The following is a 14581-nucleotide window of genomic DNA, read 5'->3' as shown; positions in this document are numbered from 1 at the left end:
AACGATGCCCGGGCACATGGTCTGAAAACGATCCGGGAGATAGCGAAAATGTTCCTTGTGGAACAATTTATGCCGTTAAGGATCGAAAGCTTGCCAATCGGAAGGAGAGAGCTGTTATGCTGTTTTATTTCACTGCCGCCTTGGTTGCAGCTGCCGACCAGTTTGTGAAAGCTTTAATCCGCGCCACGATGGCGGTCGGGGAATCCGTTCCGTTCTGGGGGAGTATGGCGCTTACGCATTATGAGAACAGCGGGATGGCCGGAAGCAGGTTTCAGGGATATGCGCGCGTATTCGCCGTGCTGGCGGTTGTGTTCATCGCCATTGTGCTTTACTATCGCCGTAAAGGGGAAATTCATGGCCCGCTGATGGATGCGAGCATGGGATTTCTGACGGGAGGCGCAGCGGGAAATGCCATCGACCGTTTCTGGTTCGGCAAAGTGACGGATTTTCTTGAATTCCGTCCCGGCGGGGGCATTCTGAATCTGGCCGATATCGCGATTAACATCGGCGTTGTTCTTTTCCTGATCGGGGGCGTCCTGGACTATTACCGGAAAAAGCAGAATCCGCTCGCCGCCGGGGATGAGCAGGGGTAACCCGGGCTGCTTTTCATTTGATTTCTTTATAAAGACTTTTCCGGCGTGCGGAGGAGTCTTTTTTTTGCGAACAGAGTTGGTGTCTTGTCTAGAGTTCTTGAATCCGGCAATGTTGTTGGTCGCTCGGTTCCTCCCGGCTGCCTATGGTTGGGAAATAATCCGGAGGATGATATAATCGGCAGATAGAACGAATGTTCGCGGAGCGGGTATTTATAAAAAAGGGCGGTGAGGGAAATGAGCGGTGAAGTGAGAATTTCAGTCCGAACTCTGGTGGAATATGCGTACCGGAGCGGAAGCATCGAATCCGGCTTCCGGACCGCCACGGCATTAACCGAAGGAACCAAGGCCCATCAGAAGGTGCAGAAAACTTACGGGGACAGCGATCAGAAGGAGGTTTTCCTGCAAACGGAAATTCTTTTGGACGGGATGGCATTTGTGCTGGAGGGCCGCTGCGACGGGCTGCTTTTCGATGATGACGGCGGTGAGGTTACGATTGATGAGATCAAATCTTCGACGGGCGATCCCCGGCTCGTGGAGGAAAACCGCCATCCCGTTCACTGGGCCCAGGCTGTTTGTTACGCCTATATGTATGCGCGGCAGCACGGAAGGGAACACATGAAAGTCCAACTGACGTATGTCCAGGTCGGGACGGAGGAACAGCAGCGGTACGTCAGGGAATATTCCTATAACGAAATGGAGGCCGCCGTGCTGGAAGCCGTGCGTCTTTATGCTCCTTACGCGGCGATGCAGCTGCAAAACCGCCGGGAGCGGGACGCCAGCATCAGAGAGCTGCCGTTTCCGTATCCGGCCTACCGGGAAGGACAGCGGCAGTTCGCCGGATCGGTCTACAAAACGATCAAAGACGGCCACAAGCTGTTCGCGAATGCGCCTACCGGCACGGGCAAAACCATTTCGACCCTTTTTCCGTCCGTTAAGGCGGTGGGTGAAGGGCTGCTCCAGCGGATTTTTTATCTGACGGCGAAGACGCTGACGCGTACGGCCGCGGAGGAAGCTTTTTCCCTCATGATCGAGCGGGGGCTTCATATGCGTACCGTCACGCTGACGGCGAAAGACAAGATTTGTTTCCGTGATGAGGTGGATTGCAGGAAGGAAATATGCGAGTTTGCCGATGGGTATTATGACCGGGTGAACGGGGCTGTCCTGGACATGCTGTCCCATGAAAAGCTGATGAACCGGGGTGTCATCGAGACATACGCGCGCAAGCACAAAGTGTGTCCGTTCGAGTTTTCGCTTGATGCGGCTTATGCGGCCGACGCGGTTATCTGCGACTACAATTATATTTTCGATCCAAAAGTATATCTCAAGCGGCTTCCAGAGGAAGTGAAAAAGCAGACGGCGCTTCTGATCGACGAGGCGCACAATCTTGTGGACCGCGGCAGAGAGATGTTTTCCGCCGAGTTGACGAAAGCCCCTTTTCTGCAGCTGAAAAGGGATTTCAAGGGGCGGAACTCCGCCGTGGAAGCCGCGGCCAAGGCCGTGAACGACTATTTCATCGCCTTCCGTAAGGAACAGGGCAGCAGCGGCAGTTTCGTGCTCCGGGAAGTGGCGGAAGAGCTGCCGGTCCTGCTGGAAGCGTTCGCGCAGCAGGCGGAACGGGAGCTCTCCGCTCCCGGGCAGGGCGGCGAGGCGCAGGAGCTTCTGCTCGACACCTACTTCGCGGTGCAGAGTTTTCTGCGCACGGCGAAGTACTACGACGAGCGGTATGTGACCCTCGCCGAGGTGCAGCGCAGCGACGTGCGGCTCAAGCTGCTCTGCCTGGACCCTTCCGCGCTGCTGGCGCAGATGGGGAAAGGGTATCGGGCGCATGTGTTCTTCTCTGCCACGCTGACGCCTTTTTCCTACTACATGGATATGCTGGGCGGCGGAGAGGACGACTACACGGTGGCGATTCCGTGGCCGTTCCGGCAGGAGCAGCTCGATGTATGGATCGAGCCGCTTTCCACCCGCTACAAGGACCGGGACAAGACCAAGCTGCCGATCTCGCGGCTTTTGGGAAAGCTCGTCCGCGAGAAACCGGGCAACTATCTCGTCTTCTTTCCTTCTTACGAATACATGCGGGAGGTGGCCGCTCTTTTCCTGGAACAGGAGAGAGGCCCGCAATCCGGCGCTGCGGTTGACGGAGAAGCGGGCGGTACGGAAGCGGCGTCAGAGACTGCTTTCGAAGCGGTGGAAGTCTTGCTTCAAGACCGGCTGCCGGCTTCGGATGAGAGCGGCGGCGGGTCTATCCTGGCGGAGGAAGCGGGTTCCGGCAGTTCCGGCGGTTCGGGCTGCTCCGGCGCTGAAACCGGGAGCGGGGACCACAGCAGCCGCATGCTGCGCATCCTGGTCCAGCAGCCGTCGATGCCGGAGGAGGAGCGGGAATCCTTTCTCGCCTCGTTCCGGGCGGACTCTTCCCGCACTCTGATCGGCTTTGCCGTCATGGGCGGGATTTTCTCCGAAGGCATCGACCTGAGGGGCGACCGGCTTACGGGCGTGGTCGTGGTGGGTGTAGGGCTGCCCCAGGTAGGGCCGGAGCGGAATATCATCAAAGAGCATTTTGACCGGGACGGCCGCAGCGGCTTCGATTACGCGTATGTATTCCCGGGCATGAATAAAGTCATGCAGGCCGGCGGCCGTCTGATCCGGACGGAGAACGACTATGGGACGCTGGTCCTGATCGACGACCGCTTCCTGCAAAGGCGCTACCAGTCTCTCCTCCCGCCGGAGTGGCGGCATTTTACGATCCCCGGTCAGGAGAAAGAAAGGACTCATTAATCGGGAGACTGTTTTTTGTCCTCCTTCTCGTATTTATCCTGGTGTTCTTTTTTCATGCGGATATAGTCTTCGTCCGTCTTCGCGATTTCCCATTGAGCTTTAAAAATAGCGGCGGACTCCGCTTTTACGGGATCGTTCTGGTAGGGCAGGATCGAACCGTCTTCTTTGGAATATTTCCGGCCTCCTTTGTGGTTCGTGTAACGCCTGGCGCGCGTATAGCCCATCTGGAGAAATTTTCTCGCCATGTCCATTCCGATAAAATCACCCGATTTTTTATAATCCATAAAAAGGTTATAAATTTTCTCCGAAGATTCCTTCGCGATTTCCGGCGTTTTAAACCGCCAGTGCGGCAAAATCTCGCTCTTATAGGGCTCGACGAGCAGGACGCCTTGTTCTCCCCGGCCTACGGTGTAGAGCTCCGGTTTTTTACGGAGGTCCAGATGCTCGTAATCCAGCGAATAGTCGAATTTTTTAGCCATGCGAAACAGCCCCCTTCGTTTTTGGACAGACTAGGATATGTCTCTCTTTACCCGGACAACCGTATAATGCCGCGAAAAAAATCCCCTCCAAGTAACGTTTAGTGCGCAGGTTGCCCGGCACCGGCTACTGAAAGGGGACTGAATTCAATTAGTGGCAAACTGACGGATTAATTCGTAAGCCTTAAAACGCGAAGCCCAGACTTATTGAACAGGGTCGGCGGAATTCAGCTTTACCTTCACGGATTTGTAACCGGTGAGATCGCCTTTGCCGACCGTTTCGAACGTGGTTGCCGATAGGCTTTCCCCGGTACTTCCGACGCTCGTACCTTTTACAGTGGCGGTGCCCAGATCCCGGCCTTCCGCATCATAAAATTGGAGGGTCGCGTCGAAGCGGAGCGTACCCGGTTTCTTCACGCTAACCCAGCCGCTCACTTTCGTGAAATCGTTCTGTTTAATCAGCTTCAGCGTTCCGATTCCAAGCGTTCCGGTCTCGTCGGAGATGGACAGATTCGGAGGAACAGGCAGCGGATGCGGCACAGGCCCGGCTTGAAGAGAAGCGAAGGCATAGCCGCTTACGTTGTGGTCGGCAACCGCTTTGAAGGGTTTGATTTGATCGCCTTCAGCCGTAAACTTGGTCTCAAGCGGGGCTTGGCCCAGCGGCTTTCCTTGAGCATCAAAAAACAAGATAGTTCCCTTCACGTCCACTTCCGAGCCTGGCTCAATACTGTTCCGTGCTTGCGCCATGCGGTCCCAATGGTCCTGGCCTATGTAAAGCTGACCTTCCACCGTGCTGCTGGCGGTGTCGGACACTTTCAGATGGCCGGCGCGGATGGTGCTGTCCATCGTGGTCACGTTAAACCCGTTATCGATGGAAATGGTGTTTGTTTTGCCTTCGTAAGCCACTACGGCGCCAAGGCTTTCGGCCGCGAAGCGGATCGGCACGTAAGCGTGTCCGTCCACGTTTAATGTTTTATAGTCGTCCGGCAACGTTTTCGACTCACCGTTTACCTGATATTTTGCGGGGAAAAGTACAGCTTGTATCGTGTTGCCTGCGTAAGCTACCGTCGATGCGGATACAATCGCCCCAACGGCAAAACCGATGACATATTTTTTCATGACAGTCACTCTCCTCATGTATTAATTTGGAAGATTGCTGTATATAAAACGGACAAATAGTTCCAAAAGTTGCAAGCCACTGGAAAAACGCTGTGAAGCTGCAAAACATAGCGAGGTAAAAGCGCAAAAAAAGACCACGCGAGTGTTTCGCGTAGTCTTTTTTATCCTGTAAATCAGGTTAGCTTAAGGTTATACCCGTTTGCTTCCCATAGAACGCAAGATCAGGCTGACGATGAATACCAGTACGATACCACCGATCAAAGCAGGGAAGAAGTAGAATCCTCCGACTTCCGGACCCCAGTTGCCAAGCAGCAGACCGCCGAGCCATGCGCCCAAGAAACCTGCGATAATGTTGCCGATAATGCCGCCGGGAATATCTTTACCGATAATCATGCCGGCTAACCAACCGATGATACCACCGATAATTAATGACCATAAGAAACTCATCTAGATTACCTCCTAAATGTTTATGTTTTAGTTTGTGTTGCCTGGTTGCTTAGTATTAACCTCATTGCTTTTTCTTTAATCAGGTTTGCAAAAGTTACCGCGAAAATTGTTTTCCTAAAAGAATTGGAAAATAACTTGCACTTGGAAATTGCCTATGGTAAGATGAAATCAATCGAGTATTTGAAACCTGGAATTCACTTATTATAAAGGGTTATCATTTGTGAGATGGAGCCTTTTATAATATGTGAATTTTTATTTGCTTCAAGAGTAAAAAGAACATGTTAATTTAATTTCTAGGAGGTACCACACATGCAAACTGGTACAGTTAAATGGTTCAACGCTGAAAAAGGCTTTGGTTTTATCGAAGTTGAAGGCGGCAACGATGTATTCGTACACTTCTCCGCAATCCAAGGCGAAGGCTTCAAGTCCCTGGACGAAGGCCAACGCGTTGAGTTCAACGTAGTTCAAGGCAACCGCGGACCACAAGCTGAGAACGTTGTTAAGCTGTAATTTCAGCTAAACGAGAGAAGCTGTTCACAACTTTATGTTGTGGACAGCTTCTTTGTTTTATTCCGGGAAATGATGGGGACCTTATTTGATTTTGCCGATGGATAAACTGACTTTATAATTGCCGTACTTGAGTAAATCGTCGAGGAAGGCATTGAGCTCCTCGTTGTCTCCGACCTGTACACGCAGCCAGTAACAGCCCTCTCCGCTGACGCGATGGGCTTCCAGAACGCGGGAGTCGCTGGAGGCGAACGTTTGCAGATCACCGTGGGCATTTTGGGATTTCAGAAATACCGTGACCATCGCGTGCACCGTAAGGCCAAGCTTTTCCGGATTCCACTTGAGGGTCCGACCCTCGATAATGCCCCAATCCTCCAGCTTCCGGATTCTTGCTCCTACCGCCTGGCCGGTCAAATGAACCTTGAGGCCGATCTCTTTGTTTGAGCGGGTCGCATCCTCCAGAAGGCACTGCAAAATCTTGTGATCCGTATCATCAATGCTGAACATGTCCATCCGCCTTCCGAATACTTTCATGGTGAAAAAGGGACAACCTCAGATCTTTCATGGGGTCCTTTCCGGAGCCGCTCCTCTTTTTATAAAATTGTATCAAATCCTTTTTTAAAAAGATATTGGCACTTATGGAGGCGATTCTATGAAAATCCGTTTGATACGCAACGCAACGCTGTGGCTGGAATACGGAGGTCGGTGCATTCTCGTGGATCCGATGTTGAGCGGAGCCGGGGCCAACCCGCCGATCCCGAACACGGCCAACGACCGGCGCAACCCGCTCGTGCCGCTTCCGGTACCTGCGGAAGACCTGCTGAAGCCGGACCTGGTGCTGATCACGCACCTGCACCCCGATCACTGGGACGCGGAGGCCGCCGGAAGGTTGCCCAAGGGAACGCCCGTCCTGTGCCAGCCGGGGGACGCAGAGCCGCTTGCGGAACAGGGCTTCACGGACGTATCGCCCGTAGAGGAGGAGACGGCTTGGCGCGGTCTGCTCATCGCGCGGACATCCGGCCGGCACGGAACCGGCGACATCGGCGCAGCGATGGGCCCGGTGTCGGGCTTCGTGCTCCGCGCGGAAGGAGAGCCGGCGGTCTATATCGCCGGCGATACGATCTACTGTGCCGAAGTGGCGGAGGCGCTGGAGAGGCATCAGCCTGCGGTAACGGTTGTGAACGCAGGCGGTGCCGTTTTCAAGGCCGGCGATCCGATCACGATGACGGCCGACGATGTGGTCGCCGTTTGCCGCAAAGCGCCGCAAACGCGGGTGATCGCCGTGCACATGGAGGCGATCAATCACTGCCTCCTGACGCGGGAGGATCTTCGCGCGCGCCTGGAGCAGGAGGGTCTGTCGGAACGCACCGACGTTCCGGCGGACGGGCAGTGGCTCGAGGAATCGGGAGCCGCGTCCAACTAAACAAAGCATGCCCGGGTCTTAAAACCGGGGCATGCTTTGTTTTTCTTTTGCCGCTGCTTTCCCTTGCGCCAGCCAGTAAAGCAGGAGGCGGGCAGCAAGCCCTCACGCCAAAATATTACGCGGCTGTCCGGACTGCCGGGCCGCCTACCGGGCGGTAAAGGTATACCGGTATGTAACGAATGTGTTCGACGTGTAGTAGTTGTCGAGCTTTTTTTCTCGCCGGGTGCGATTATGACGTTGTCATACGATTTTTCATGAACGACTTGTCCTTGGGCATCATAGGTAGTGAAGGTCAGGCTGCCCCGGAATGTATACGCGGAGCTGTAATTTCCGGCATATACCCGGATATCGTAAGAGTCGTCATCGGAGAAAGCGCCCGCGGCAACGGCCAGACGGTCGATATCTTCCCGGACCTCGGACTTGCTCATCCGCTCCTGGTAATGCCGATCGAGCTCCGAACGCATCGACTCGTCGATTTTATGGGCTCCGTGGGTGATGGTGGCGATCGGAATGGTCGAAACGATGTACAAAAGAAGCACGGCTCCGCCGCCGCTGCGGAGGATCGTCCGCTTGTCGTAACCGCCCGCGATAAGGGCAATCCAGGCGATGAGAATAAGACCGAGCGTAATCAGATGCCACTTCGAAATAAACATATCGGCATACAGGCTCATAGCGTGATCTCCTCTCCTTCGTTCAGGCCGAATTGTCTGCGGATCCACCAGACCATCCCGAAAGGAATCCATACTGTCAGAGGCTGCAAAATGGTCGCGCCGATGGCCGTGCTGTAAAATTCTTCTCCCGCCCCGGTGTCCGTCAGAGGCATGACAGCTCCGATGAGCACCCACCCGATAAAAGACCTCCTCGATTGCAGGGATGGAATGAAATCATGTAAAAGTTTTATTACGAGAAAGGATTTTAGGTAGTTTAAAAGGAAAAATATTCCGATGTTTAGACTCCTGAATTGCCATACCCTTTTCTAGAAAAGTTGAAACAGTAAAATTTGCAAATGTCAGGCTTGAATAAAACGCGAAGGAGAAATTCCGATGGCTGTTTTACGACCGTATTTGTACAGTGAAAACGCAAGGGAGCAGGGGGCGTTTTATGCCCGGGCCCTGCGGGGAGAAATTGTGAGCATTCAAACTTTCGGCGATGCGCCCGCCCAATACGGGCAGGATCGCGACCGGGTGATGCATCTGGTGCTGAAGGCGTGCGGGTTAACGTTCTACATGGCGGACAGCGATCGGGTAGAGAGGGGCAGCGGGCTGGACCTTACGCTCGAATTCGGCACGGATGCCGAAGCGGAGCAGGTCTTCGGCGCACTTTCGGAGGGCGGCAAAGTCCTGATGCCTCTGCAGCGGATGTTCTGGGGCACGATGTTCGGCAGAATCGAGGATGCTTACGGCGTCCGATGGCAGATTGCGACGGAGGCTGCGGGTAATCAGGTCGAGGCTTGACAGGAAAACTAAAGTCAGCTAGACTAACTTATATAACAAGGTAGTCTTCAGATTAAGACTCCTTGTTTTCTTTCTGAGCAACTACATTGTAATGCAAGTTAGACGCGCAGATGAATAAGTGCGGATTGAGGGGGTCATTTACATTTCTACGTACACACAGATGTTAAAGGGGATCCTCGAGGGGTGTATTCTCGCCATCATCTCGCAGAATGAAGTCTACGGGTACGAACTGTCCCGAAAGCTTCAGGAAAGCGGATTCGACTATGTCAGCGAGGGAAGCATTTATCCGCTGCTGCTCCGCATGCAGAAGGAGAAATGGATTGAGGGCTATATGAAGGCCGACTCACGCTCCGGAGGCCCTCCAAGGAAATATTACCGGCTTACGGAGGCGGGCGGGGAGGTGCTGGTGCAGTTCCATGACAACTGGAGCGCAATGAAGCGGAGTGTGGATCACATTTTAGAAGGAGGGCAATCCCGATGAATACAAGTCAAATGAGTGCTGAAAATGCCAAGCTGCAGCAGCAGCTCAATGAGGAAAATAAAAAGTACTACGGAGGCATGCTTGTTTATATCCGCACGAGCGATATCGATGAGAGACAGGGGGAAGAACTGCTCCTTGAAATGCTTCAGCACTTGCTGCAGGCGCAGAAGGAAGGACGCAGCGCCCGCGTCGTATTCGGAACCGATCCTCTCGCATACTGTAAAGATCTTGTTTCCCAACTGCCTTCTCGGGGCCGGGCGGAGCGGCTCCGCATGGTTGTTATGATCCCGTGGATCACCCTTACCTGGATGTTCCTGGCCTACGCCGTTACCGGCTTTCTAACGATAATGGCGGGTGCTGAGATCGGACGAATGAACGAAGTCAGCCCGGCTTTTCTGCTTATTGTCGCCGTTGACTCCATCCTTGTGGTGAAGCTTGTTCTTGCTCTGATGAATAAAACCGCCTTTAACGGGAGCGAGCGTAAATTTCGTCTGTTTTTCCTGCTGCTGTACATCGTAAGTATCGGAGCGGTGACTGCTGCCGGGATACTGTTAAAGCCTTACCTGCCTGTCTTTACCGTATCGCCCTGGATTTCTTTGCTGATTTTTGCGGGAGGATATGCCGGACAGAAAGTGATGTTTGGGGGCAGGGGAAAACGGGGAGGAGCGGGGGCTGCGGGATAAATTTCGTTCAAAGTCTGAAATAAACCATAACAGAGTCATCTATCTAAAGGATGATTCCGTTTTTTTCTTAGTAAAAAAATGGTCTGTAAGCGTTGACATACCCGATTTTACCGCTTATGATATGAAATAAGTTAATAATTTGTGACGGAGATGTGGAGATTCACGTAAGTTGCAAGGTCCAAGCGGCCTTGCAATTTATGTGAATCTTTTTTCTGTCGGATTATAACGGCTATCCGCCGTTTTACCGGGTGTGTTCCCCCTAAAGAGGACTTCCTCCGGTGAAGCCGGGACCCGGTTCAAGCTGCAGATGAACCTCCGGACGGGTAGGGTGTAAAGCACGATTGAGAGAGAGGGGTATGCCGCTTGCCAAGTCATGAAAGCGTTTTATCAAAAAAGAAAAGATGGCGGGAAAACGCGCTTGCGTATTTCTTTCTGGCGCCGTCCCTGATTATTTTCGCCACCTTTTTGTTCTACCCGATGCTGAGATCGGTTTACCTGAGTATGACGCTCACCGATCCGAGGGGGCGTGTAGCCGAATTTGTATGGTTTGATAACTTCGTCGAATTGTTCCAGTCGGGTCAGTTTTATTCGGATCTGAAAGTGACGCTGCTCTTTATTTTATATACCGTGCCGACTAGTATCATCTGGGCCTTGCTCCTGGCGGCCTTTACACACAATAAGCTGAAAGGGATGAAGATCTTCCAGTTCGTGTTTTCCCTGCCCCTCGTCATTTCGGTAGGTACGGGCTCGATCATCTGGCTGCTGCTGTTTCATCCTACGGCCGGCATGCTCAACTACTTCCTGAGCCTGATTCACATCCAAGCCATTCCGTGGCTGACCGATCCCGCGTGGGCGCTGATCTCCGTTTCCCTCATGACTGTCTGGATGAACATGGGCTTCCTCTTTATCGTGCTGTCCAGCGGCATGCAGGGGGTGCCGGAAGAAATTTACGAGAGCGCCAAAATCGACGGTTCCGGTCCGGTGCGCACCTTCCTCCAGATCGTTCTGCCGCTGTTGTCCCCGACGCTGTTCTTCGCTCTAATCGTATCGGTGATCGGAGCGTTCCAGGCGTTCGGACAAATCAACATTCTGACTAAAGGCGGCCCGATGGATTCGACGAATGTGGTCGTTTACTCCATCTACCAGGAAGCCTTCGTCAACTTCCGTTTCGGAACGGGCAGCGCCGAGGCGCTCATTCTCTTCTTTATCATTCTGATATTGACCGTTCTGCAATTTACGGTTCTGGAAAAGAAGGTGCATTATCAATGATCGCACGGAGACTGAACAACACGCTGCTCTACCTGCTTCTTATCGTGCTGGCCCTGGTGGTTCTGTACCCGCTTCTGTTCACGGTTTTCTCTTCGTTCATGACGGAGCAGGAGGTTTCCAAATTCCCGCCGGCGCTTGTGCCGAGCCAGCTTTACTGGGGGAATTTTAAAGCCGCAATCGACAACGTCCCGGTCTTTCAGTTCATTCTGAACAGCTTTATCGTGTCGTCGGCGATTATGGTCAGCCAGGTCATTACGTCCGCCATGGCGGCCTATGCGTTCTCTTTTCTGAATTTTACGGGAAAAAATGCCCTGTTCATGGTTTTCTTGGCGACCATGATGATCCCGTGGGAAGTCACCATCATTCCGAACTACCTGACGATCAAGTCATGGGGATGGATGGACAGCTATCCGGGCCTGATCGTGCCTTTTATGGCGGCGGCCTTCGGCGTGTTCCTGCTCCGCCAGTTTTTCCTCCAGCTGCCGCACGAATTGTTCGATGCGGCGAAGATCGACGGATGCGGGCACTGGCGGAACTTCTTCTCCATCGTGCTGCCGCTCTCCAAGCCGGCCTTGTCCACGCTTGCCGTCTATGAGTTCCTGACGCACTGGAACAGCTACCTCTGGCCTTTGCTCATCACGAACAAGGTGTCCATGCGGACCGTTCAGATCGGCGTCGCCATGCTCCAGCATGCGGAAGTCATGTCGTGGAACATGATTCTCGCGGGAATCACCATTGTCCTGCTTCCGTCCTTCCTGCTGCTCGCGCTGGGCGTCAAGCAGCTCGTAAGAGGCATTACGGCGGGGGCGGTCAAAGGCTGATTCCGTATTACTCCGATGTCTGATCTGCCGCCGGTTTTCCGGCGGCGGATGATTCATAAATAAACCAAACTAATCTTGTTTAACTAGGGGGAAGAAATAGCTATGAATAAAAAAGGGATGGCTGCTTCTTTATTGACGGCTGTTATGCTCGTCTCCGCCGGCTGCGGCGGATCGGACACCGCCGGTACGGGCGACAAAGGAGGCGCGGACAGCGGCTCCGCCAGCGGACCGAAGAAAGTCGTTTTCTGGCACGCCATGGGCGGAGCCAACACGAAGGTCGTCGATCAGCTCGTGGCCGATTACAACGCTTCCCAAGACAAAATTAAAGTGGAAGCGGTATTCCAGGGCTCCTATGACGACCTGCTCAGTAAGCTGAAAGCTTCGATGGGGACGAAAGAAGGCCCTTCCGTCGTCCAAATGTACGAAATCGGAAGCCGGTTCATGATCGACTCCAAGATGGTTACCCCTATGCAAAATTTCATAGATGCGGACAAATACGATCTGACGCAGCTGGAGCCGAACATTACCGGCTACTACACGTTTAACGACAAGCTGTTCTCCATGCCGTTCAACACGTCCAATCCGGTTCTCTACTATAATAAGGACTTGTTTAAAGCGGCCGGACTCGACCCGGAAAAGCCGCCGGCCACATATGAAGAGTTTCAGAAAGCGGCCGAAGCCATTTCGAAAACGGGCAAGGCGACCGGCGGCAACTTTGCGATTTACGGCTGGTTTATGGAGCAGTTTTTCGCTAATCAAGGTGCTGAATACATCAACAACGGCAACGGCCGCAAAGAGCTGGCGACCCAATCGCTCGTCAATTCCGAAGCGGGCGTCCAGACGCTCACCTGGTGGAAGAACATGGTGGACAGCAAAGCGATGAACAACCTGGGCCGTAAAACGGACGACTCCAAGAAAGCTTTCTCCGCCGGCCAAGTCGGCATGATTCTCGATTCCACGGCAGCCCTGAAGGGTCTTGTGGACAGCTCCAAAGGCAAGTTCGAAGTCGGAACCGGCTTTCTGCCGAAACCGGCCAACGCCAAAGACGGAGGCGTCGTTGTGGGCGGAGCGAGCCTGTGGATCATGAACGACCGTGCGGACGACGAGCAGAAAGCGACCTGGGACTTCATCAAGTTCCTGACTTCGCCTAAAGAGCAGGCGTACTGGCACATCAACACCGGCTACTTCCCGATCACGAAGAAGGCGTACGACGAGCAGAGCGTCAAAGACAACATGAAAAACTTCCCGCAGTTCCAGACTGCTGTCGACCAGCTGCACCAGACGAAGCTGAATACGGCTACTCAGGGCGCCGTCATGGGCGTATTCCCGGAAGCCAGACAAATTGTCGAAGGGGCGATCGAGGAAGTGCTAAACAACAAGAAATCTCCGAAGGACGCCTTGGATGCGGCCGCGAAGGACATCTCGTCGAAGATCGAGAAGTACAACAAAACCGTCAAATAAAAGACGGGATAGAGCTTGGCGAGTTTCCATTTATTTGTTAAAAATAGGCCGGAAATCCGTTGACAGATGAAGCGGACCGAACTATGATAGGGTACAAGTTAATACTATGTGACGGAGAATAGGAGACTCACATAAGTTGCTTGTCTAGCGACAGGTGGCTTATGTGTTTTTTCTATTCGCCACAATAGGTAATGTAACGATTTGGTAAAGCCGTATGGAATTGCCCGCGAGAGGATATTTTATCCCGGAAAGAGAAGTACACTTAGGAAGACGGCGGATTACGTCCACAGCTTCCATCACAACGACGCTTCGGAGGGAGTAGGGAATTATCATGACAGCAAACAAACCGATGATTATCGCGCATCGCGGGGCCAAAGGCATGGCACCCGAAAATACGCTCGGCGCTTTCAAGCTGGGACTCGAGCAGGGCTGCGAGGGCATTGAGCTTGACGTCCATCTGTCCGCAGACGGTGAATTGGTCGTGATCCATGACCATACGCTGGACCGGACCACGGACAGACAGGGAGCTATCGCGGAGAAAACGCTGGCCGAGATTAAAGAAGCCGATGCCGGCTCCTGGTACTCGGAAGCCTACAAAGGGGAGAAAGTGCCTACGCTGGGGGAAGTTTTCGATCTGGTGCCCGACTCGATCATGATCAATGTCGAGATCAAGGCGCCCGGTAACGGCATGGAACAGAAGCTGGCGGATTTTCTGAACGAACGCGGGCGGATCGACAACGTGGTGACTTCCTCTTTCGATCACAAATGTCTCAGACGCCTAAAGCTGATCGAGCCCAAGGCGAAAATCGGTCTGCTGTATGCCAACAACCTGCTGGACCCGACCGCATACGCGCGCAGCTTCGATGTGGAAGTCTATTCCCTGCATCCCCATTACAAGGCGATTGATGCGGAAGACGTCGTGAAGGCAGTGGAGAACGGACTGCAAGTGTATCCGTACACGGCGAACGAAATCCAAGATTTAAAGGAATTGACGGACAAAGGGGTGTCCGGGATCATCACCAATTATCCCGGTCGACTGAAAGATTTGCTCCAAGACGGAGCGGCGGAGTGA

At 53.4% G+C, this 14581-nt stretch carries 17 protein-coding genes; 11 read left to right on the top strand and 6 right to left on the bottom strand.

Going from position 1 to position 14581, the window contains the following annotated elements; genetic code table 11:
• The first annotated feature begins 116 nt into the window (after nt 1-116).
• Both lspA and PCH01S_RS17760 read left to right on the top strand, forming a co-directional pair.
• On the top strand, nt 117-593 hold the full coding sequence (lspA, locus tag PCH01S_RS17765; RefSeq protein WP_042231354.1) for a signal peptidase II: 477 nt from the start codon (nt 117-119) through the stop codon (nt 591-593).
• A gap of 234 nt (nt 594-827) precedes the next feature.
• Entirely contained in the window at nt 828-3368 is a 2541-nt protein-coding gene (locus PCH01S_RS17760) for an ATP-dependent DNA helicase (protein ID WP_042231351.1), read from the top strand.
• Here the strand turns inward: PCH01S_RS17760 and PCH01S_RS17755 are convergent.
• The 3 genes from PCH01S_RS17755 to PCH01S_RS17745 all read right to left on the bottom strand — a co-directional run bounded on the left by PCH01S_RS17755 (nt 3365) and on the right by PCH01S_RS17745 (nt 5410).
• Nucleotides 3365-3847: a DUF4385 domain-containing protein gene (locus PCH01S_RS17755; protein WP_042231349.1), complete on the bottom strand. Its 483-nt coding sequence runs from the start codon at nt 3845-3847 to the stop codon at nt 3365-3367. The two genes, PCH01S_RS17760 and PCH01S_RS17755, sit on opposite strands and share 4 nt — an antisense overlap.
• 201 nt (nt 3848-4048) lie before the next feature.
• Complete coding sequence (locus tag PCH01S_RS29360; RefSeq protein WP_053228745.1) at nt 4049-4963, bottom strand: stalk domain-containing protein; 915 nt, start codon at nt 4961-4963, stop codon at nt 4049-4051.
• A gap of 189 nt (nt 4964-5152) precedes the next feature.
• Nucleotides 5153-5410, bottom strand: a complete 258-nt coding sequence (locus tag PCH01S_RS17745) for a GlsB/YeaQ/YmgE family stress response membrane protein (RefSeq protein ID WP_042231347.1) — start codon at nt 5408-5410, stop codon at nt 5153-5155.
• Between the two features lie 309 nt (nt 5411-5719).
• Here PCH01S_RS17745 and PCH01S_RS17740 point away from each other — a divergent pair, with 309 nt between their 5' ends.
• Nucleotides 5720-5920 (top strand): cold-shock protein, encoded by a 201-nt coding sequence (locus PCH01S_RS17740; RefSeq protein ID WP_016423690.1) that lies wholly within the window; start codon nt 5720-5722, stop codon nt 5918-5920.
• A gap of 81 nt (nt 5921-6001) precedes the next feature.
• Here the strand turns inward: PCH01S_RS17740 and PCH01S_RS17735 are convergent, their stop codons facing one another.
• Nucleotides 6002-6424 carry an Lrp/AsnC family transcriptional regulator gene (locus tag PCH01S_RS17735; protein ID WP_042231343.1) on the bottom strand — a complete coding sequence of 141 codons (423 nt, stop codon included), beginning with the start codon at nt 6422-6424 and terminating at the stop codon, nt 6002-6004.
• A 145-nt stretch (nt 6425-6569) separates the two neighbouring features.
• Between PCH01S_RS17735 and PCH01S_RS17730 the strand changes: the two genes are divergently transcribed.
• Nucleotides 6570-7340, top strand: a complete 771-nt coding sequence (locus PCH01S_RS17730; RefSeq protein ID WP_042231340.1) for an MBL fold metallo-hydrolase — start codon at nt 6570-6572, stop codon at nt 7338-7340.
• Here the strand turns inward: PCH01S_RS17730 and PCH01S_RS31440 are convergent.
• On the bottom strand, nt 7337-8011 hold the full coding sequence (locus PCH01S_RS31440) for a hypothetical protein (RefSeq protein ID WP_241688761.1): 675 nt from the start codon (nt 8009-8011) through the stop codon (nt 7337-7339). The genes PCH01S_RS17730 and PCH01S_RS31440 overlap by 4 nt on opposite strands.
• A complete protein-coding gene (locus PCH01S_RS30530; RefSeq protein WP_156972836.1) occupies nt 8008-8163 on the bottom strand; it encodes a hypothetical protein in 156 nt (51 codons plus the stop codon). The genes PCH01S_RS31440 and PCH01S_RS30530 overlap by 4 nt, the downstream gene beginning before the upstream one ends.
• A 220-nt stretch (nt 8164-8383) precedes the next feature.
• Between PCH01S_RS30530 and PCH01S_RS17720 the strand changes: the two genes are divergently transcribed.
• The 7 genes from PCH01S_RS17720 (at nt 8384) to PCH01S_RS17690 (ending at nt 14581) form a co-directional block, all read left to right on the top strand.
• Entirely contained in the window at nt 8384-8794 is a 411-nt protein-coding gene (locus PCH01S_RS17720; RefSeq protein WP_042231338.1) for a VOC family protein, read from the top strand.
• Between the two features lie 160 nt (nt 8795-8954).
• On the top strand, nt 8955-9275 hold the full coding sequence (locus tag PCH01S_RS17715) for a PadR family transcriptional regulator (protein WP_042231336.1): 321 nt from the start codon (nt 8955-8957) through the stop codon (nt 9273-9275).
• On the top strand, nt 9272-9958 hold the full coding sequence (locus tag PCH01S_RS17710; protein WP_042231333.1) for a DUF1129 family protein: 687 nt from the start codon (nt 9272-9274) through the stop codon (nt 9956-9958). Before PCH01S_RS17715 ends, PCH01S_RS17710 begins: the two co-directional genes overlap by 4 nt.
• Before the next feature lie 363 nt (nt 9959-10321).
• A complete protein-coding gene (locus tag PCH01S_RS17705) occupies nt 10322-11227 on the top strand; it encodes a carbohydrate ABC transporter permease (protein ID WP_042231329.1) in 906 nt (301 codons plus the stop codon).
• Nucleotides 11224-12048 carry a carbohydrate ABC transporter permease gene (locus PCH01S_RS17700; protein ID WP_042231327.1) on the top strand — a complete coding sequence of 275 codons (825 nt, stop codon included), beginning with the start codon at nt 11224-11226 and terminating at the stop codon, nt 12046-12048. The genes PCH01S_RS17705 and PCH01S_RS17700 overlap by 4 nt, the downstream gene beginning before the upstream one ends.
• 102 nt (nt 12049-12150) lie before the next feature.
• The gene (locus tag PCH01S_RS17695) at nt 12151-13509 is read left to right on the top strand and encodes an ABC transporter substrate-binding protein (protein WP_042231325.1); all 1359 of its coding nucleotides are present in this window, start codon (nt 12151-12153) and stop codon (nt 13507-13509) included.
• Nucleotides 13510-13840: 331 nt separating this feature from the next.
• Nucleotides 13841-14581 (top strand): glycerophosphodiester phosphodiesterase, encoded by a 741-nt coding sequence (locus PCH01S_RS17690; protein WP_042231322.1) that lies wholly within the window; start codon nt 13841-13843, stop codon nt 14579-14581.

It is taken from the genome of Paenibacillus chitinolyticus NBRC 15660, from assembly GCF_000739915.1.
Taxonomy (GTDB): Bacteria; Bacillota; Bacilli; order Paenibacillales; family NBRC-103111; genus Paenibacillus_F; species Paenibacillus_F chitinolyticus.
The sequence above is the reverse complement of the archived record's forward strand: the minus strand, read 5'-3'. Positions and strand labels throughout refer to the sequence as shown.